This window comes from Spiroplasma endosymbiont of Dactylopius coccus (assembly GCF_977110965.1).
In genome coordinates this window covers 136,208-155,513 of the sequence record NZ_OZ373019.1, presented here as the reverse complement: position 1 = coordinate 155,513, position 19,306 = coordinate 136,208, and the positions used below count along the sequence as shown (strand labels likewise).

Genomic DNA, 19,306 nt, shown 5'->3' with positions numbered 1-19,306 from the left:
AAAAATGAATCAATTAGAATTACAAAATGCAATGAAATTAATAGAAAAATTTGAAGAATTACAAGAAGAATTTAATAGTAAATATGAAAATTGAGAAATTACAATTGATGATGATGGTGATTTAAAAACTTATAATGATTATTTTACATATGAAGATGTAAATAAATTAGAACAAGCAATTATTGATTATAAAAGAGTTTTTAAAGGTTAAAGGAGATGAATAAATATGACACCTAGAAATAAAATTTCAAAAGATAAAATATTATTAAATAATTTTATAAGAATTCGTGTTTCTGATATTAAAAAACAAGAAATTAAAGATTTTTGTCAAAGTAAAAATATTACAATTACAAAATTTATAAGAGGTTTAATTAAAAATGCAATAAATAGAAAGAGTGATAAATAATGAATAATTTATATAAAAAAATACTTAAATTACAATTAGAAATTGGTAGTACACCTAAAAATGGTTTTAATACTCATGGTAATTATAAATATTGATTATTAAGTGATATTTTTAATAAATTAAAAGTATTGTGTAGAGAATTAAATATATTAATTTTACATTCAGATAATTCAGAAAATATGGAATGGCAACACTTTTTAGGACTATTTTTTGGTAGACACTTGTTCTTGATATTTGATAGGAGTTAAGTAGTTTAAAGTGCTGTGGATTCTTATGTTGTTGTATCAATTGATATAATCAAATAATTCTAATTTTAATTGGATTAATGATGTAAAATTTTTATCATTAATAAATTCAGTTTTGAAAGTTTTAAAAGTTGCTTCAGCAACAGCATTATCATAAGGACAACCTTTTTTGCTTAAAGATCGAGTAATATTGAATGCTAATAAAAGATTATTAATAATTTTATTGTTAAATTCATTACCTCGATCACTATGAAATATTTGGATATCTTTTAAACAGCGATTTGATTGCATAAATGCTTGATATACTAGTAATGCATCTTTTTTAACTCCAACACTATGTCCAATAATTTCGCGGTTAAATAGGTCTATTAATAGGCAAATATAGTTTCATTTACCATTAACTTGAACGTAAGTTAAATCACTAACAATAACTTCATTTTTAACCCTATTATTAAAGTTTCTATTAACAAGATTGGTTATTTGACTATTATTGACTTTATTATGATGATTTTTGAATGATAATTTAGTGTATTTTGATATTAAATTATGCTTATTCATAATTTCTTTAATTTTTCTGCGTGATAAATAAATTTCTTGGTTTTCTAAAATTTTGAGGCTTTTTAGAAATCTGTGTATCTTTGTTTTACAAAGTACTAGTTAAGATTAATTCTATCTTCAAATTTTATCATAAAATGAGCAATTGCTGTATTTCAATTTTGAATGGGCATTGTTCATTTTTTTGTTATATTTTCAATTGCTAAATAAAATATTTTCAATTCTTCAATATCATTAGGAAAAACTTTTTTATTTCTGATAACTTTTCGTAATTGACTATTAACAGATTCAATAGCATTTGTGGTATAAATTACTCTTTTAATTTCTGTTGGATAACTAATAAAAACTATCAAATTTTCTCAATTTTTATATCAAGATTTAGCAATTTGAGGATATTGTTTATTTCACTTATTTTCAAATGTTTCTAAAGCCTGCATTGCTTGTTCTTCACTACATGCAGTATAAATTGGTTTTAAATCTGCAACTAGAGATTTTCTATGCTTATATGAGACATATTTCAAACTATTTCTAATTTGATGAACGATGCATAATTGATGTTCTGTTTTAGGATAAACTGATTGTATTGCTTCTGACATTCCTGTTAAATTATCACTACAAGCAATAAGAATATCATTTAAGCCACGATTTTTCATTTCTGTGAAATTGGCTAATCAAAATTTAGAACCTCCATTTTCACTAATTCATAAGCCTAAAACATCTTTTTTACCTTCTAAATCAACTCCTAAAGCTATATACACAGATTTGTTAATAATGCGTTTATCTTGTCGCATTTTAACTACTATGCAATCAAAATAAACAATCGGATAAATACTATCTAATGGTCGATTTTGCCATGCTTTTACATCATCAATAACATCATCAGTAATTTGACTAATAACACTTTCACTAATATCAGCACCATGATATAACTCTTGTAATTGCATTCTAATATCTGATAATGTCATACCTTTTGCATATAAAGAAAGAACTTGTTGATCAAAACCATCAAATCTTCTTTGTCTTTTTGCAATTATTACAGGATTAAAATTACTATTGCGATCTCGTGGTACATCAATCTCAATTTTACCTTGTTGAGTTATTAATTTTTTTGAACTTATACCATTACGAGCATTGTCACTATTACTATGTTGATTCTTATCATATCCTAAATAATTTTGCATCTCAGAATTCAACATTTTTTCTACTAATCTTTTTGTTAATTCTTTATACAAACCTCCCTCTTTAAAAACTGTTGTTAAATCTTCAGTATTTTCTAATAATAAATCTACTGCTTTTGATATTGGATCATTATTATTAATATTTTGCTTTTTAGCCATCTGTAATTCACTCTTTCTAGGTTTATTATAGAATTAATTAAACATAGTTATTTTTGTAAGTTACACAGATTACTAAACATTACCAAAATTTTTTTTAATCTTCTAGTACCATAAACTTCTTTATTTTCTTTAAAAGCACTAATAACAGCTTCATCATACATATTATTTTTGATTTTATTTTCTTTTTTCTTTAAGTTAAAATAATATGTTGATTTAGATATTTTCAAAAAACGACACATTGTGCGAATTTTATATTTAACTTTATTTTTAGCAATAATTTCTACTTTCTGCCTGTTATTAGTGCTGCTTGCTTTAAAATATCATTTTCCATTCTTAATTGTTTTAATTCTTTTCTTAATTTAATTAATTCATTTTCTTCAACAGAACGATTATCTTTAGTTTTAAAACTACCTGAATTAGTAAATTGCTTAATTCAATTATAAGTAGCTGCTCTTGTAACATTGTACTCTTTAGCAAGACAAGACACTGACTTACCGCTTTGATATAAAGCTACTATTTGTTTTTTAAATTCATCTGAATATGAGTTAATATTGGCCATAATTATACTTCCTTTCTTTTCACTAATTTGTTCACTTGTCTACGTAATTAGTGTCCAATAAAGTGTAACCCATCCATTTTTTTAATTATGTGATGAAAATGGATCATTAATATACTATGGTCGCAAATCTTCCATGTTTTTTACTTCGATAAAATATGGTGACAACTTTTGAAAATTTTCCACAATATTACACTTTTCTAAATTTTCAATTATTTTATAATCTAGTAAATCACTAATAATACCAATTTTAGCATTTTCATCTACTAATTGCGGCTGAATAATTATTTTTCCATTATCACATACTGCCAAATAACTTTTATTATTGTATGCTGACAAAACACTTATTGATTTTATTAATCCTGCCTGTAATAATAAACTATTAATAGTAAAAACCGTTAAAAAACTATTCAAAACTTTAAGTGTTTTGACAAAAGTAATTGCTACTCTAATTCCAGTATAACTGCCAGGACCATTTGCAATAACTACTTTTGAAATATCTTTTAATTTTATTTTACATTTTACAAGTAAATTAGTAATAGTTGGAATTGCCAATTCTGTTTGTTTTTGTCAAGCAATAAATGATGAACTTGCTAAAATTTTATTAGCTTGCAAAATCACCACTGTTAATTTGTTATTTGTTGTATCTAAATATAATTGATACATAACATCACCTTATTATTTCATTTAGTTGCTATTAATAATTTTCTAATATCTTACATACTTATTATAATATCATGTATAATGTAATTAAAATAGAAAAAATATAGAATTGTGAGTTGATCCATATGGGAATAGGAAAAAATATAGGATTTAAAAGTAAATTTTCTGATTTTTTACTTTGATCTGGACTAATTATTGCTGTTATAGGTCTAATAATGCAATTTGCAATAGTTTTAATTGAGTATAAACCAATAACAGTTAGAACACCTAATCCTCATAATTTATGAACTCCAGATGGCCCATGAGTTGGTATTTGAACAATGATTTCTACCTTTACTATTCAGTCAAATTTTTTAGTTTTTCTTTTCTTTTGTTTTGTATTAACAAATCGTTTTCATGACAATCGCGCACAATTTGTTTTTGGGCGCTTTTCATTAGCAATTACTGTTTATATTACCGTAACTCTTATCGTATTTTTTGCTGTATTATTTAAACCAATGATAAATAATTTAGATAGTAGTAATAGTATTAGCATATTAAATTTTATAAATACATTTTTATTACATTTAATAGTACCAGTGATAGTGATTTTATATTTTATGTTTTCTGCTGGTAAATACTACTGAAAACTTGGAAAACAAACATATCTTTGAATACCAATTATTTCTATTTACATGTTTGTATATTTAGGTTATGCACTTGCTAAAGGAAATTTTGTTGGTTTTTTAAGAAAAGGAACAACAGAAATTGATTATTCATTTCCATATCCATTTTTAGATTTTCATAAAAGTTTAACTACTTTCTTTATTTATATCTTTGCAATTTTAATCTTATACATAATTTTGATGTTACTTTTTACTCTTTATAATAATATCCTTTATAAAAAAAATAATAAACCAATAGCGGCTTTAAGAGATACAAATTTTTAATGTAAAATAATTTATAAATAAAGTGTACTAGTTTATAAACTAGTACACTTTATTACTATTATTTATTATTTAAAAAATATAATAGAAAAATAATTGTAGGGAGGAATATATATTTGTGAAAAGTAAAAATTTGAAATTGTATTATTTTTTTTAAATATTATTTTGTTATTTTTTGCCTCCTTTTTCTTAATATATTTTATTTTAAAATTATATAAAAACTCCTTGTATAGCATATATAGTATACAAGGACTTAAAGTCAAATATAAAATTAAAACCGGCATTACCTAAATATTTTCTAAACATTTATAACTACCATTTTTATTGTAACTCACTAAAAAGAAAAAACAAGTAATAACATTTTTTACACTTATCATTTTATATTTTTATATAAAATATTGTTTTTTAACAAGTACTACTTAAAAATAACAAACTTTATTTTAAATATTTCTTTTTACGAATAATAACAACAACTATTGGAATTATAGTTAAAAAACTAATAATGAATCCACAAATGATAATAATATTTCAATTATTAACTAACATTTTAGTTGTTAATGATATATTAACATCTCAGGGACGATCTGAATTATTACTTTGTAAATAATTAACATAATTTTGTTTAGTAATATCACCTTGATATTGAATAAATCATGATAAAAACTCACCAGCAGCATTATTTTTTAAATCTTCAATTTTAATACTATTGTTAGTAGCACTAGTTAAATATTGTTGAAAACCCGCTAATAAATTATTAGTTTTTTCAAAAAAATCAGTACAATTTGGAAAATTAGGTATTTTTGTATTGCTTCTATAAACAGTAATATATTGTTCAGAAGCAGCTTGACGTTGTAAGTCAGATGTATCTAAACCTATACAATAAACTTGAAAATTACTTCCTTGATTAAGAGTTAAATTATCACCATCTTTAATAGGTGTTCCCAAATCATTTTTTGCTTTTTGTAAAGTTTGTGAATCAACTTTTCATTTTAGTCAATGTTGTTGTGAATCACTAATATTTACTTTAGCTTTCTCAATAGCTTTATTCATAACTATTAATGTATTTTTATTATCTTGTGAATTATTTTGAACTAAATATTGAGGTACAATTACAGGATTTTCTTTAACTTTTTCATCACTAATAGTACTAAATTGAATATTTGAACTACTATTTGTTAACTTAATAGTTTTACTATAACCACTATCTTTAACACTAACATTAAAAATAGTTGATTTTAAATGATCATCTGGTTTATGATTTAATATTGCATAACTAATTGAACCATTATCAAAAACTTCATCATTTTTATCATTTATTAATAATTGTTCATTCTTATCATTTTTATTTTTTGCTAAAATAGCTAACATTGGTTGATTAGTATCATTGGGATTACCATTATTAAGTGGTAAAATTGCTAACCGATCTTGAACACTTTTATGACTATTTAAAAAATCATCGCTTGGTTTAACCATATAAGGAATACTAAAATAATTATTAAAATCTGCCCTAGGATTTACCGTTGCAAAAATACCATTGTTAATCTGCGCTGGTAAACTATTATCATGGTAACCAACATAAACATAGCCAAAACTAGCAATATCATTAAAACTTTGTTTAGCAACACTACGACCAATAACTTTATCAGTAAAATATTTAATACCATTATCTGGCAAGATATTATTAGCTTTGTTTTTAATTTGTTTCTTAAATTTCTCATTAACATCTTTACTAAGATTATCATTTGGATTATTATTAACCTTATTAATAAGGTCTGATCAATCATTAAATTGTTCTGTTATTACTTCTTTATGCAATCTAATAAAATCTTCATAATTATTATTAATTGAATTTCAAGTATTATCTTCACTAATTAAATTTTTATTATTTTCCTTAACAGTAATATGAAACCCAGAAAGTTTGTTACTCTCATTAACAGTACTAATATTAGATTGATGATTAGTAACTATCATTAAACTACTAGTAAGAGATAATGCCAAAGCCAAACTTATTGTTTTAAAACTTTTAGTTTTAAAAAAACTAAAAGATAAGAAATTTGTCATTATGATTACTCCTTTTTTACCTATTATTTGTGTTTATAATTATAATATTAAATTAAGCATATTTAATTAAATACTTAAAATCTTAGTTTTAATAAAATAAAACTAAGGATATATAATCAATTATTAAACTTTTTGTTAAATCAACATATATAATTTTAATACTTATATAATTACTTATATATTCATTAAAATTATAAGGATAAAAATTATATCCTTAACATTAATAATAAACTTTATTAACAAAAAATCAAGATTAAATAATTAATATGTCAATATCGAATGAAAATTTCCTAAAAATATTTATCAAAAAATTAAATTATTTTGGAAAGTTACACTGTTAAATAAACACAAATTCCAAATAACTGGAATGGCAACACTTTTTAGGACTATTTTTTGGTAGACACTTGTTCTTGATATTTGATAGGAGTTAAGTAGTTTAAAGTGCTGTGGATTCTTATGTTGTTGTATCAATTGATATAATCAAATAATTCTAATTTTAATTGGATTAATGATGTAAAATTTTTATCATTAATAAATTCTGTTTTGAAAGTTTTAAAAGTTGCTTCAGCAACAGCATTATCATAAGGACAACCTTTTTTGCTTAAAGATCGAGTAATATTGAATGCTAATAAAAGATTATTAATAATTTTATTGTTAAATTCATTACCTCGATCACTATGAAATATTTGGATATCTTTTAAACAGCGATTTGATTGCATAAATGCTTGATATACTAGTAATGCATCTTTTTTAACTCCAACACTATGTCCAATAATTTCGCGGTTAAATAGGCCTATTAATAGGCAAATATAGTTTCATTTACCATTAACTTGAACGTAAGTTAAATCACTAACAATAACTTCATTTTTAACCCTATTATTAAAGTTTCTATTAACAAGATTGGTTATTTGACTATTATTGACTTTATTATGATGATTTTTGAATGATAATTTAGTGTATTTTGATATTAAATTATGCTTATTCATAATTTCTTTAATTTTTCTGCGTGATAAATAAATTTCTTGGTTTTCTAAAATTTTTTTAATCTTCTAGTACCATAAACTTCTTTATTTTCTTTAAAAGCACTAATAACAGCTTCATCATACATATTATTTTTGATTTTATTTTCTTTTTTCTTTAAGTTAAAATAATATGTTGATTTAGATATTTTCAAAAAACGACACATTGTGCGAATTTTATATTTAACTTTATTTTTAGCAATAATTTCTACTTTCTGCCTATTATTAGTGCTGCTTGCTTTAAAATATCATTTTCCATTCTTAATTGTTTTAATTCTTTTCTTAATTTAATTAATTCATTTTCTTCAACAGAACGATTATCTTTAGTTTTAAAACTACCTGAATTAGTAAATTGCTTAATTCAATTATAAGTAGCTGCTCTTGTAACATTGTACTCTTTAGCAAGACAAGACACTGAATTACCGCTTTGATATAAAGCTACTATTTGTTTTTTAAATTCATCTGAATATGAGTTAATATTGGCCATAATTATACTTCCTTTCTTTTCACTAATTTGTTCACTTGTCTACGTAATTAGTGTCCAATAAAGTGTAACCCATCCATTTTTTTAATTATGTGATGAAAATGGATCATTAATATAATATGGTCGCAAATCTTCCATGTTTTTTACTTCGATAAAATATGGTGACAACTTTTGAAAATTTTCCACAATATTACACTTTTCTAAATTTTCAATTATTTTATAATCTAGTAAATCACTAATAATACCAATTTTAGCATTTTCATCTACTAATTGCGGCTGAATAATTATTTTTCCATTATCACATACTGCCAAATAACTTTTATTATTGTATGCTGACAAAACACTTATTGATTTTATTAATCCTGCCTGTAATAATAAACTATTAATAGTAAAAACCGTTAAAAAACTATTCAAAACTTTAAGTGTTTTGACAAAAGTAATTGCTACTCTAATTCCAGTATAACTGCCAGGACCATTTGCAATAACTACTTTTGAAATATCTTTTAATTTTATTTTACATTTTACAAGTAAATTAGTAATAGTTGGAATTGCCAATTCTGTTTGTTTTTGTCAAGCAATAAATGATGAACTTGCTAAAATTTTATTAGCTTGCAAAATCACCACTGTTAATTTGTTATTTGTTGTATCTAAATATAATTGATACATAACATCACCTTATTATTTCATTTAGTTGCTATTAATAATTTTCTAATATCTTACATACTTATTATAATATCATGTATAATGTAATTAAAATAGAAAAAATGTAGAATTGTGAGTTGATCCATATGGGAATAGGAAAAAATATAGGATTTAAAAGTAAATTTTCTGATTTTTTACTTTGATCTGGACTAATTATTGCTGTTATAGGTCTAATAATGCAATTTGCAATAGTTTTAATTGAGTATAAACCAATAACAGTTAGAACACCTAATCCTCATAATTTATGAACTCCAGATGGCCCATGAGTTGGTATTTGAACAATGATTTCTACCTTTACTATTCAGTCAAATTTTTTAGTTTTTCTTTTCTTTTGTTTTGTATTAACAAATCGTTTTCATGACAATCGCGCACAATTTGTTTTTGGGCGCTTTTCATTAGCAATTACTGTTTATATTACCGTAACTCTTATCGTATTTTTTGCTGTATTATTTAAACCAATGATAAATAATTTAGATAGTAGTAATAGTATTAGCATATTAAATTTTATAAATACATTTTTATTACATTTAATAGTACCAGTGATAGTGATTTTATATTTTATGTTTTCTGCTGGTAAATACTACTGAAAACTTGGAAAACAAACATATCTTTGAATACCAATTATTTCTATTTACATGTTTGTATATTTAGGTTATGCACTTGCTAAAGGAAATTTTGTTGGTTTTTTAAGAAAAGGAACAACAGAAATTGATTATTCATTTCCATATCCATTTTTAGATTTTCATAAAAGTTTAACTACTTTCTTTATTTATATCTTTGCAATTTTAATCTTATACATAATTTTGATGTTACTTTTTACTCTTTATAATAATATCCTTTATAAAAAAAATAATAAACCAATAGCGGCTTTAAGAGATACAAATTTTTAATGTAAAATAATTTATAAATAAAGTGTACTAGTTTATAAACTAGTACACTTTATTACTATTATTTATTATTTAAAAAATATGGAATGGCAACACTTTTTAGGACTATTTTTTGGTAGACACTTGTTCTTGATATTTGATAGGAGTTAAGTAGTTTAAAGTGCTGTGGATTCTTATGTTGTTGTATCAATTGATATAATCAAATAATTCTAATTTTAATTGGATTAATGATGTAAAATTTTTATCATTAATAAATTCTGTTTTGAAAGTTTTAAAAGTTGCTTCAGCAACAGCATTATCATAAGGACAACCTTTTTTGCTTAAAGATCGAGTAATATTGAATGCTAATAAAAGATTATTAATAATTTTATTGTTAAATTCATTACCTCGATCACTATGAAATATTTGGATATCTTTTAAACATCGATTTGATTGCATAAATGCTTGATATACTAGTAATGCATCTTTTTTAACTCCAACACTATGTCCAATAATTTCGCGGTTAAATAGGTCTATTAATAGGCAAATATAGTTTCATTTACCATTAACTTGAACGTAAGTTAAATCACTAACAATAACTTCATTTTTAACCCTATTATTAAAGTTTCTATTAACAAGATTGGTTATTTGACTATTATTGACTTTATTATGATGATTTTTGAATGATAATTTAGTGTATTTTGATATTAAATTATGCTTATTCATAATTTCTTTAATTTTTCTGCGTGATAAATAAATTTCTTGGTTTTCTAAAATTTTTTTTAATCTTCTAGTACCATAAACTTCTTTATTTTCTTTAAAAGCACTAATAACAGCTTCATCATACATATTATTTTTGATTTTATTTTCTTTTTTCTTTAAGTTAAAATAATATGTTGATTTAGATATTTTCAAAAAACGACACATTGTGCGAATTTTATATTTAACTTTATTTTTAGCAATAATTTCTACTTTCTGCCTATTATTAGTGCTGCTTGCTTTAAAATATCATTTTCCATTCTTAATTGTTTTAATTCTTTTCTTAATTTAATTAATTCATTTTCTTCAACAGAACGATTATCTTTAGTTTTAAAACTACCTGAATTAGTAAATTGCTTAATTCAATTATAAGTAGCTGCTCTTGTAACATTGTACTCTTTAGCAAGACAAGACACTGACTTACCGCTTTGATATAAAGCTACTATTTGTTTTTTAAATTCATCTGAATATGAGTTAATATTGGCCATAATTATACTTCCTTTCTTTTCACTAATTTGTTCACTTGTCTACGTAATTAGTGTCCAATAAAGTGTAACCCATCCATTGTCATTTTGGAAAATTTTTTGGTAACATTCTTCATTGACATCCACTTTTTAATACATATAAAACTGCACAAAATACTTCATATAAATCTAAATTTCTTGGTTTTGTTTTCTTTTTGCTATTTTCTAAAATTGATCTTATGTTCTCAAATTGTTCTTTAGTAACATGACTTGGATAATTTTTATGCATATATACCCCTTATCTTAAAATATATAGTCATTTTACGTTATTTTATAAAAGATTCCAAACAGGTTCTCAGATATTAGAATGCAATTACAAGAGTTATATCATGGTGCTGATATTAGTGAAAGTGTTATTAGTCAAATTACTGATGATGTTATTGATGATGTAAAAGCATGGCAAAATCGACCATTAGATAGTATTTATCCGATTGTTTATTTTGATTGCATAGTAGTTAAAATACGACAAGATAAACGCATTATTAACAAATCTGTGTATATAGCTTTAGGAGTTGATTTAGAAGGTAAAAAAGATGTTTTAGGCTTATGAATTAGTGAAAATGAAGGTTCTAAATTTTGATTAGCCAATTTCACAGAAATGAAAAATCGAGGCTTAAATGATATTCTTATTGCTTGTAGTGATAATTTAACAGGAATGTCAGAAGCAATACAATCAGTTTATCCTAAAACAGAACATCAATTATGCATCGTTCATCAAATTAGAAATAGTTTGAAATATGTCTCATATAAGCATAGAAAATCTCTAGTTGCAGATTTAAAACCAATTTATACTGCATGTAGTGAAGAACAAGCAATGCAGGCTTTAGAAACATTTGAAAATAAGTGAAATAAACAATATCCTCAAATTGCTAAATCTTGATATAAAAATTGAGAAAATTTGATAGTTTTTATTAGTTATCCAACAGAAATTAAAAGAGTAATTTATACCACAAATGCTATTGAATCTGTTAATAGTCAATTACGAAAAGTTATCAGAAATAAAAAAGTTTTTCCTAATGATATGGAAGAATTGAAAATATTTTATTTAGCAATTGAAAATATAACAAAAAAATGAACAATGCCCATTCAAAATTGAAATACAGCAATTGCTCATTTTATGATAAAATTTGAAGATAGAATTAATCTTAACTAGTACTTTGTAAAACAAAGATACACAGATTTCTAAAAAGCCTCGATTTTCTTATATATAATTCTTTTACTTTTTTAATATTTCCAAAAAGTTCTTTTGATATTTTTATAAAAAAATCATTTTTTTCTTTAATTATTTTATTTTTATCAATTTTTCCAAAAGTAAATATTTTTAATATTAAATAACTAATTTTTTTAAATTTGCTAATCTTTTGTTTTTTAAATTTTCATTAATATCAACAATAGTAGTTTGAGCTAAATTAACTCTATTACTAATAATTTCTGAAGTAAATTGATTTTTATCAATGATTATTTTTATCAATTCTTTATTAATTCATTCATATTCTTCTTGTAAATTTTTATTCATTTTTTCATCCTTTCAAAATAAAAACTCATTTACTTTGAAATTAAAGCAATGAGTTAAAAACTTATATTAAGTTTAATTAAATTATACAAAAAAAATTCCTATATTAAAAACAGGAATTAAAATTTTAAAGGTTATTTGGAATTTGTGTTTATTTAACAGTGTAACTTTCCAAAATAATTTAATTTTTTGATAAATATTTTTAGGAAATTTTCATTCGATATTGACAAAACTTTAATAATAGTCTTAAAAATGAAGTTATTGTTAGTGATTTAACTTATGTTCAAGTTAAATGGTAAATGAAACTATATTTGCCTATTAATAGACCTATTTAATCGCGAAATTATCGGACATAGTGTTGGAGAGTTAAAAAAGATGCATCATTAGTATATCAAGCATTTATGCAATCAAATCGCTGTTTAAAAAATATCCAAATATTTCATAGCGATCGCGGTAATGAATTTAACAATAAAATGATTGATAAACTTTTATTAGCATTCAACATAACTAGATCTTTAAGCAAAAAAGGCTGTCCTTATGACAATGCTGTTGCTGAAGCAACTTTTAAAACTTTCAAAACTGAATTTATTAATGATAAAAATTTTATATCATTAATCCAATTAAAATTAGAATTATTTGATTACATCAATTGATACAACAACATAAGAACCTGTTTGGAATCTTTTAAACATAATTAAACTAAAAAAGGGAATAATTATTTCTAACCTGACAGTTAATTAACATTTTATTTTCTTTGTCATTTTTTTGTTAAAAAGATTTTATCATTTGACAACTTATCGATTAAAAATTTATTTTTCAACTATAAAATAACATTTATGATATTAATTTAATCAAAAATAAGTTAAAAAAGATCCTAAACAGGTTCTAAGAATTCACAACACTTTAAACTACTTAACTCTAGTTAAATATCAACAACAAATGTCTACCAAAAAATAGTACTAAAAAAGGTTGCCATTCAAAAACTATTTGATATCCTAATTTATTTTAAAATGTGTTATAATAAAATTGTATTAAATTAAATTTAAATTAGAAAGGTGATTAAAATATGACTTGATGAATATGAGTGATTATTCTTACAATTTGTATAATTATTTCTGCAAGTGTTGGTTTTTTTATTGGCAAAAAGACTAAATAAAAATTTTTAATAGAAGTCAAGTAATAGTGGGTTTGCTCTTGTTATTTCGTAACTCACTCCAACGAGTTTACCTCGTTGTTAGTTACCCTAACAAAAAGTTATTTGTTAGGGTAGCGATTTTTAAATTTTATTTCGCTTTTTTTAAAAATATTATTTAACCGATTTCTCATCACATGTACGTGCAGAGGAACAAATGAAAATGGAATGAGTCCAATCGATATTCGATTGGACTCATTCCATTTAATTTTATTTGAGGTCGATGGTTATTATAAAAGTAAATATATTTAGGTAAATTTTCCTTTATTCATCCAATCCACAAAATTGAAATACAGCAATTGCTCATTTTATGATAAAATTTGAGAAGAGAATTAATCTGAACTAGTACTTTGTAAAACAAAGATACACAGATTACATAAAAGCCTCCAGATGATTTAAAAATTTATATGGTTTAGTATTTAAAAAAATAAAATCTCTTATATTAAGTAACACAATTCAATTAAGTAACACAATTCACCCCCGAGTTTTTATTTTTAAATAATTTTTATTTTTTTGTGATAATATATTAATTAATAATAATATGTAAAATTAATAATAAATCTTGGGAGTTTTATATATGGAAGAAAATTTTTATATTAAAAAAACATTTTATGGTTGTTATGTTAAAAATGTAGTTTTACCTATGGAAGCAATTTTAAGTAATAAACGTAATGGTCAAGGTATTAAAAATTTAGGAATTAATGATAAGAAATTGAAAAATAGTACTATTCGTACTAAAACTAGTCTTATTCATCGTGCTTATCATAATTTTTATGGGACGTATTTCAAATGTGGATATAATTTAATTTTCTTTAAATAAAAGATAAAATAAATTATTAATTTTTATAATGATTATAACACATTAATTAAAAAAATAAAGTATTTTGTGTCACATTTTTATTAATATAATTTAAAAATTCCTAACTATTTAGGTTTAGATTTATTAAATTTTATAAATTTAAACAAACACTTTTAATTTATTAATCCTTGCTTGTTTTAATTTTAATAAATTAAAAAATGCTTCTTTTGAATAAATTTTTGCATTATGGAATGGCAACACTTTTTATGACTATTTTTTGGTAGACACTTGTTCTTGATATTTGATAGGAGTTAAGTAGTTTAAAGTGCTGTGGATTCTTATGTTGTTGTATCAATTGATATAATCAAATAATTCTAATTTTAATTGGATTAATGATGTAAAATTTTTATCATTAATAAATTCAGTTTTGAAAGTTTTAAAAGTTGCTTCAGCAACAGCATTATCATAAGGACAACCTTTTTTGCTTAAAGATCGAGTAATATTGAATGCTAATAAAAGATTATTAATAATTTTATTGTTAAATTCATTACCTCGATCACTATGAAATATTTGGATATCTTTTAAACATCGATTTGATTGCATAAATGCTTGATATACTAGTAATGCATCTTTTTTAACTCCAACACTATGTCCAATAATTTCGCGGTTAAATAGGTCTATTAATAGGCAAATATAGTTTCATTTACCATTAACTTGAACGTAAGTTAAATCACTAACAATAACTTCATTTTTAACCCTATTATTAAAGTTTCTATTAACAAGATTGGTTATTTGACTATTATTGACTTTATTATGATGATTTTTGAATGATAATTTAGTGTATTTTGATATTAAATTATGCTTATTCATAATTTCTTTAATTTTTCTGCGTGATAAATAAATTTCTTGGTTTTCTAAAATTTTTTTTAATCTTCTAGTACCATAAACTTCTTTATTTTCTTTAAAAGCACTAATAACAGCTTCATCATACATATTATTTTTGATTTTATTTTCTTTTTTCTTTAAGTTAAAATAATATGTTGATTTAGATATTTTCAAAAAACGACACATTGTGCGAATTTTATATTTAACTTTATTTTTAGCAATAATTTCTACTTTCTGCCTATTATTAGTGCTGCTTGCTTTAAAATATCATTTTCCATTCTTAATTGTTTTAATTCTTTTCTTAATTTAATTAATTCATTTTCTTCAACAGAACGATTATCTTTAGTTTTAAAACTACCTGAATTAGTAAATTGCTTAATTCAATTATAAGTAGCTGCTCTTGTAACATTGTACTCTTTAGCAAGACAAGACACTGACTTACCGCTTTGATATAAAGCTACTATTTGTTTTTTAAATTCATCTGAATATGAGTTAATATTGGCCATAATTATACTTCCTTTCTTTTCACTAATTTGTTCACTTGTCTACGTAATTAGTGTCCAATAAAGTGTAACCCATCCAAACTAGTAATTATACTTTAACTAAAATTTTAAAAATTGGATTAAGTCCATTAAGTGCTATGGTTGGAGTTAGTGTTTATTATGGTCAATATTTAAAAGACCCAATTTTGGGAAGTATTAATTCTTTATTATTTAGTAAAAAGTTAGGAATTGATATATGGAATATTAATCAAAGACCAACTACTAGAAATAAAGTTATTAATAGTTATAAAAAGATATTTTTAGGTTTAGGAACAATTGGTTTAATAAATTATGCTAAGTTTGTTCAGTATGTAGATAAGTCAGTTTCTTTATTAAGAAATGAACCTTGTTTTTGACCGCCATGCCCAACTGAACCTCCAGTTCCGCCAATTCCAACACCAACGCCTAAACCAATAGTTGATGTACCTTTTGTAGATTGAGATACATATTTATCTTTAAGCAGTTTTGGTATAGCAAATGTTGTTAGTGGTTTAACTGAGTTAATACCTAATAGGTTTCAAAATATAAGAAAAATAGCAAATATGGGAACTGGTGGTTGTTTGATTAGTAGTGGTGTTGCTATGGGTATAAACAATAATTTTAATAATTATTTTGCTATTCCTACAATTATTGCCGGAGCAAGTGAGATTATTAATACTTTATTATTACCGTTAGAACCTGTTTGGAATCTTTTAAACATAATTAAACTAAAAAAGGGAATAATTATTTCTAACCTGACAGTTAATTAACATTTTATTTTCTTTGTCATTTTTTTGTTAAAAAGATTTTATCATTTGACAACTTATCGATTAAAAATTTATTTTTCAACTATAAAATAACATTTATGATATTAATTTAATCAAAAATAAGTTAAAAAAGATCCTAAACAGGTTCTTAGGAAATACACATAATAATACAGAATTACAAGAATTATTTACAGATGAAAGAGCAAGATTAATTAATGCTAGTGTTAATGATTATCAAAGTATAAGTGATGATGGTATGGTTGATGTTGATTTAAATGATGATAGTATGTCTGAGATTAATTTAGATAGAGCAAGTTTAAATTGGGATTATTCTTATGCTTATACATTAGGTGGTGTTTAAAATGGAATTTAAAGAAAAGTTAAGATAATATTTGAAACGCCGTCAAGATATTATGAAAAATACTTTTTTAGATTGATGTTCTTTGATTATATTTGTTTTTTCTTTTAGTGTTTTAGGCTCTAAATTAAGCATGATTATGGATAGTTCTTTTACAAATGGTGATATTGTTGGTTTAGTTTTGTCTTTGGTGTTAGTTATTTTAACTATTAGTTATATTATTTTTGATTTGGTTAAAACTAAGAAAAATATAAAAAAATTAAATAATGAGTTTGGAGTAACTGATGAAAATGAAAAAAAATAAATGAAAAAATATGCCAAGACAAAAGTTACAAAAGAAAAAAGCAAAGCGAAATTTTGAACAAAGATTAAGTGAAAATATGAATTTTAATAAGTTGTTAGGAGTTGAAATAATGCCTTGATATGGCTATTTACTTTTAGGAGTTATATTATTAATAATACTTTATCCATTTTTAATAACTAGAAAAAATATAAAGATATTACAACGTGTAGGTAGTTATATTATTTCAGCACCACCACGTACTGGTAAATCTGCTCTTGCATGTTGTTTAGCACAAAAACACAAAGGTAGAGTAGTAAGTCCTATTCCTATTAAAGTTCGTAATGAATATAGTTATCGTTGTTCTTATGATGATGTTTTTAAATTTAATCAATTAAATAGTAATTATGCTTTTAAAGAGTGTGATATGGTTGTTTTAGATGAGTTAGGTTTGAAAATTAATAGTAATGTTTTATCACCCGAATTTAAAGAAACACAAGAAAGTTTAGGAATGTTTTGTAAGTTAATAGGTCATAATTTTAATGGAATTATGTATATGATTGAGCAACACCCCGATAGAATACCAAAGCAAGCACGTGAAAAAGTGGAATATATTGTTCAAGTTAAAAGAATGCGTATTTTGTTATTTTTAGTTAAGTTTAAACTAAATATTTATACTAATGTTGATGATTACAATAAAGTTGTATTATCTAAAAGACAAACAAAGCGAATAATTAAACGTGGTGGATTACCACCTAGTTATAGTGGTGAAACTATGACTTTTAGTTTATGATTTCCTAGGTCTTATTTACAAAGATATAATAGTCGTGCTTTAAATTATATTCATTCGTTAAAGAGTGAATTAAGTATTGTTAAAGACTATGAACAATCACAAGCATTAGATTTTACTGTTGATGATATTAGAGCAGTAGGATTAGATAAGTTGGATAATATATTACAAACTGAAAAGAAAGAAACTGAAAATACTGTATGCCGTACTTGTTATTATAGAAATAAATATTCTAAGAACCTGTTTGGAATCTTTTAAACATAATTAAACTAAAAAAGGGAATAATTATTTCTAACCTGACAGTTAATTAACATTTTATTTTCTTTGTCATTTTTTTGTTAAAAAGATTTTATCATTTGACAACTTATCGATTAAAAATTTATTTTTCAACTATAAAATAACATTTATGATATTAATTTAATCAAAAATAAGTTAAAAAAGATCCTAAACAGGTTCTAAGAAAAATAAGAAAGATGTTAAAATAGAGTAAACCTATATTATTGGTCGGAGCCAACCAGAACCTTGGTTGGTTGGCCGTGGCGTTTACGCCACTGGGGTGAGTTGCGAAGCAACTAGGGGCAAAGCCCCTATATACTTGATTAGAAATTATTGATATCCATATCTTCAAGGATGATCTTTATTTGGTATATAAACTTTTTTAATTTTTACTGATTCTTCTTTGATGATTGGTTCTAGTGCTATTTCTTTTAGTTCATATATTTGATGATTATAACTAAGATTATAAGTTATTAATAAACGATTTAAGTACAATTACGTCAGTTCTGGGTTGTATATATTGAACTTTATTATTTTTATAAGGAAAATACTTTTTACCATAATATGTTATAGTTGAACCACTATCTGTTTTTCTTTTAGAAAATCTTGAAAGATAAATATTTATTTCTTCTAATGTAGGAGCTTTAATCATAGCAAATTTATTATCATCAATAGGAAAAGAAAATTGCTTATTAAAAATACTTATGTATGTTTTAATAAATTGTGAACTTGTCAAGAAAAGTAACCTTTTATTAAATTTTATAAAATAGCGTTTATAAGTGTTAAATTTATAGGTATGAAGTAATTATTTGTTGGTTTGGA

General features: G+C 23.6%; 21 protein-coding genes and 4 pseudogenes. 11 read left to right on the top strand and 14 right to left on the bottom strand.

Annotated features, from left to right (window positions below; genetic code table 4):
* Positions 1 to 4 precede the first annotated feature (4 nt).
* From ACXUB0_RS01005 to ACXUB0_RS00995, 3 genes are read left to right on the top strand one after another with little or no spacing between them, the layout of a single operon-like run.
* Positions 5 to 211, top strand: a complete 207-nt coding sequence (locus tag ACXUB0_RS01005; protein ID WP_458257465.1) for a hypothetical protein — start codon at positions 5 to 7, stop codon at positions 209 to 211.
* A gap of 15 nt (positions 212 to 226) precedes the next feature.
* The gene (locus ACXUB0_RS01000; RefSeq protein WP_458257464.1) at positions 227 to 406 is read left to right on the top strand and encodes a hypothetical protein; all 180 of its coding nucleotides are present in this window, start codon (positions 227 to 229) and stop codon (positions 404 to 406) included.
* On the top strand, positions 406 to 654 hold the full coding sequence (locus ACXUB0_RS00995; protein ID WP_458257463.1) for an ERF family protein: 249 nt from the start codon (positions 406 to 408) through the stop codon (positions 652 to 654). The genes ACXUB0_RS01000 and ACXUB0_RS00995 overlap by 1 nt, the downstream gene beginning before the upstream one ends.
* Here ACXUB0_RS00995 and ACXUB0_RS00990 read toward each other — a convergent pair.
* The 5 genes from ACXUB0_RS00990 to tsaB (ACXUB0_RS00970) form a co-directional block, all read right to left on the bottom strand.
* The gene (locus ACXUB0_RS00990) at positions 610 to 1,209 is read right to left on the bottom strand and encodes an IS3 family transposase (protein WP_458257462.1); all 600 of its coding nucleotides are present in this window, start codon (positions 1,207 to 1,209) and stop codon (positions 610 to 612) included. The genes ACXUB0_RS00995 and ACXUB0_RS00990 overlap by 45 nt on opposite strands.
* 95 nt (positions 1,210 to 1,304) lie before the next feature.
* A complete protein-coding gene (locus ACXUB0_RS00985) occupies positions 1,305 to 2,543 on the bottom strand; it encodes an IS256 family transposase (protein ID WP_458257461.1) in 1,239 nt (412 codons plus the stop codon).
* Between the two features lie 47 nt (positions 2,544 to 2,590).
* Entirely contained in the window at positions 2,591 to 2,782 is a 192-nt protein-coding gene (locus ACXUB0_RS00980) for a transposase (RefSeq protein WP_458257460.1), read from the bottom strand.
* Positions 2,783 to 2,823: 41 nt separating this feature from the next.
* Entirely contained in the window at positions 2,824 to 3,102 is a 279-nt protein-coding gene (locus ACXUB0_RS00975; protein WP_458257459.1) for a transposase, read from the bottom strand.
* A gap of 114 nt (positions 3,103 to 3,216) precedes the next feature.
* Positions 3,217 to 3,765, bottom strand: coding sequence for a tRNA (adenosine(37)-N6)-threonylcarbamoyltransferase complex dimerization subunit type 1 TsaB (gene tsaB, locus ACXUB0_RS00970; protein ID WP_458257458.1), 549 nt, complete (start codon positions 3,763 to 3,765; stop codon positions 3,217 to 3,219).
* A 212-nt stretch (positions 3,766 to 3,977) separates the two neighbouring features.
* On the opposite strand from tsaB (ACXUB0_RS00970), the gene ACXUB0_RS00965 reads away from it, so the two are divergent.
* On the top strand, positions 3,978 to 4,691 hold the full coding sequence (locus ACXUB0_RS00965) for a hypothetical protein (RefSeq protein ID WP_458257455.1): 714 nt from the start codon (positions 3,978 to 3,980) through the stop codon (positions 4,689 to 4,691).
* Positions 4,692 to 5,123: 432 nt separating this feature from the next.
* Here ACXUB0_RS00965 and ACXUB0_RS00960 read toward each other — a convergent pair whose 3' ends face one another.
* From ACXUB0_RS00960 to tsaB (ACXUB0_RS00950), 3 genes and pseudogenes are all read right to left on the bottom strand, one after another.
* On the bottom strand, positions 5,124 to 6,749 hold the full coding sequence (locus ACXUB0_RS00960; RefSeq protein WP_458257457.1) for a hypothetical protein: 1,626 nt from the start codon (positions 6,747 to 6,749) through the stop codon (positions 5,124 to 5,126).
* Between the two features lie 386 nt (positions 6,750 to 7,135).
* Positions 7,136 to 8,255: pseudogene (locus tag ACXUB0_RS00955) on the bottom strand (IS3 family transposase).
* An 81-nt stretch (positions 8,256 to 8,336) separates the two neighbouring features.
* Positions 8,337 to 8,918: a tRNA (adenosine(37)-N6)-threonylcarbamoyltransferase complex dimerization subunit type 1 TsaB gene (gene tsaB, locus ACXUB0_RS00950; RefSeq protein ID WP_458257456.1), complete on the bottom strand. Its 582-nt coding sequence runs from the start codon at positions 8,916 to 8,918 to the stop codon at positions 8,337 to 8,339.
* Positions 8,919 to 9,130: 212 nt separating this feature from the next.
* Here tsaB (ACXUB0_RS00950) and ACXUB0_RS00945 point away from each other — a divergent pair, with 212 nt between their 5' ends.
* Positions 9,131 to 9,844, top strand: a complete 714-nt coding sequence (locus tag ACXUB0_RS00945) for a hypothetical protein (RefSeq protein ID WP_458257455.1) — start codon at positions 9,131 to 9,133, stop codon at positions 9,842 to 9,844.
* A gap of 102 nt (positions 9,845 to 9,946) precedes the next feature.
* Here the strand turns inward: ACXUB0_RS00945 and ACXUB0_RS00940 are convergent.
* A protein-coding gene (locus tag ACXUB0_RS00940; protein ID WP_458257454.1) for an IS3 family transposase occupies positions 9,947 to 11,067 on the bottom strand; the annotation gives its coding sequence in 2 pieces (ribosomal slippage) (positions 9,947 to 10,791 and positions 10,791 to 11,067; 1,122 coding nt in all).
* 76 nt (positions 11,068 to 11,143) lie between these two features.
* A pseudogene (locus ACXUB0_RS00935) lies at positions 11,144 to 11,332 on the bottom strand (transposase); the annotation flags it as partial.
* Between the two features lie 66 nt (positions 11,333 to 11,398).
* On the opposite strand from ACXUB0_RS00935, the pseudogene ACXUB0_RS00930 reads away from it, so the two are divergent.
* Positions 11,399 to 12,256, top strand: a pseudogene (locus ACXUB0_RS00930) (IS256 family transposase); the annotation flags it as partial.
* A gap of 174 nt (positions 12,257 to 12,430) precedes the next feature.
* Here ACXUB0_RS00930 and ACXUB0_RS00925 read toward each other — a convergent pair.
* Complete coding sequence (locus ACXUB0_RS00925) at positions 12,431 to 12,619, bottom strand: hypothetical protein (RefSeq protein WP_458257453.1); 189 nt, start codon at positions 12,617 to 12,619, stop codon at positions 12,431 to 12,433.
* Between the two features lie 224 nt (positions 12,620 to 12,843).
* On the opposite strand from ACXUB0_RS00925, the pseudogene ACXUB0_RS00920 reads away from it, so the two are divergent.
* A pseudogene (locus ACXUB0_RS00920) lies at positions 12,844 to 13,284 on the top strand (transposase); the annotation flags it as partial.
* A 642-nt stretch (positions 13,285 to 13,926) separates the two neighbouring features.
* Here the strand turns inward: ACXUB0_RS00920 and ACXUB0_RS00915 are convergent.
* Positions 13,927 to 14,115 carry an IS3 family transposase gene (locus ACXUB0_RS00915; RefSeq protein ID WP_458257452.1) on the bottom strand — a complete coding sequence of 63 codons (189 nt, stop codon included), beginning with the start codon at positions 14,113 to 14,115 and terminating at the stop codon, positions 13,927 to 13,929.
* Between the two features lie 270 nt (positions 14,116 to 14,385).
* Between ACXUB0_RS00915 and ACXUB0_RS00910 the strand changes: the two genes are divergently transcribed.
* Positions 14,386 to 14,628 (top strand): hypothetical protein, encoded by a 243-nt coding sequence (locus ACXUB0_RS00910; RefSeq protein ID WP_458257451.1) that lies wholly within the window; start codon positions 14,386 to 14,388, stop codon positions 14,626 to 14,628.
* A 249-nt stretch (positions 14,629 to 14,877) separates the two neighbouring features.
* Here ACXUB0_RS00910 and ACXUB0_RS00905 read toward each other — a convergent pair.
* Positions 14,878 to 15,998, bottom strand: a protein-coding gene (locus tag ACXUB0_RS00905; protein ID WP_458257450.1) for an IS3 family transposase whose coding sequence is annotated in 2 segments (ribosomal slippage) — positions 14,878 to 15,755 and positions 15,755 to 15,998 — 1,122 coding nt in all. Because the reading frame shifts where the segments join, the coding sequence is not laid out codon by codon here.
* 134 nt (positions 15,999 to 16,132) lie between these two features.
* Between ACXUB0_RS00905 and ACXUB0_RS00900 the strand changes: the two genes are divergently transcribed.
* From ACXUB0_RS00900 to ACXUB0_RS00890, 3 genes are all read left to right on the top strand, one after another.
* The gene (locus tag ACXUB0_RS00900) at positions 16,133 to 16,783 is read left to right on the top strand and encodes a hypothetical protein (RefSeq protein ID WP_458257449.1); all 651 of its coding nucleotides are present in this window, start codon (positions 16,133 to 16,135) and stop codon (positions 16,781 to 16,783) included.
* 410 nt (positions 16,784 to 17,193) lie between these two features.
* Positions 17,194 to 17,442 (top strand): hypothetical protein, encoded by a 249-nt coding sequence (locus ACXUB0_RS00895; RefSeq protein WP_458257448.1) that lies wholly within the window; start codon positions 17,194 to 17,196, stop codon positions 17,440 to 17,442.
* The gene (locus ACXUB0_RS00890; protein ID WP_458257447.1) at positions 17,423 to 18,466 is read left to right on the top strand and encodes a hypothetical protein; all 1,044 of its coding nucleotides are present in this window, start codon (positions 17,423 to 17,425) and stop codon (positions 18,464 to 18,466) included. The genes ACXUB0_RS00895 and ACXUB0_RS00890 overlap by 20 nt, the downstream gene beginning before the upstream one ends.
* A gap of 481 nt (positions 18,467 to 18,947) precedes the next feature.
* On the opposite strand, the gene ACXUB0_RS00885 is transcribed toward ACXUB0_RS00890, so the two are convergent.
* Positions 18,948 to 19,220, bottom strand: coding sequence for a hypothetical protein (locus ACXUB0_RS00885; protein WP_458257446.1), 273 nt, complete (start codon positions 19,218 to 19,220; stop codon positions 18,948 to 18,950).
* Positions 19,221 to 19,306: the final 86 nt, after the last annotated feature.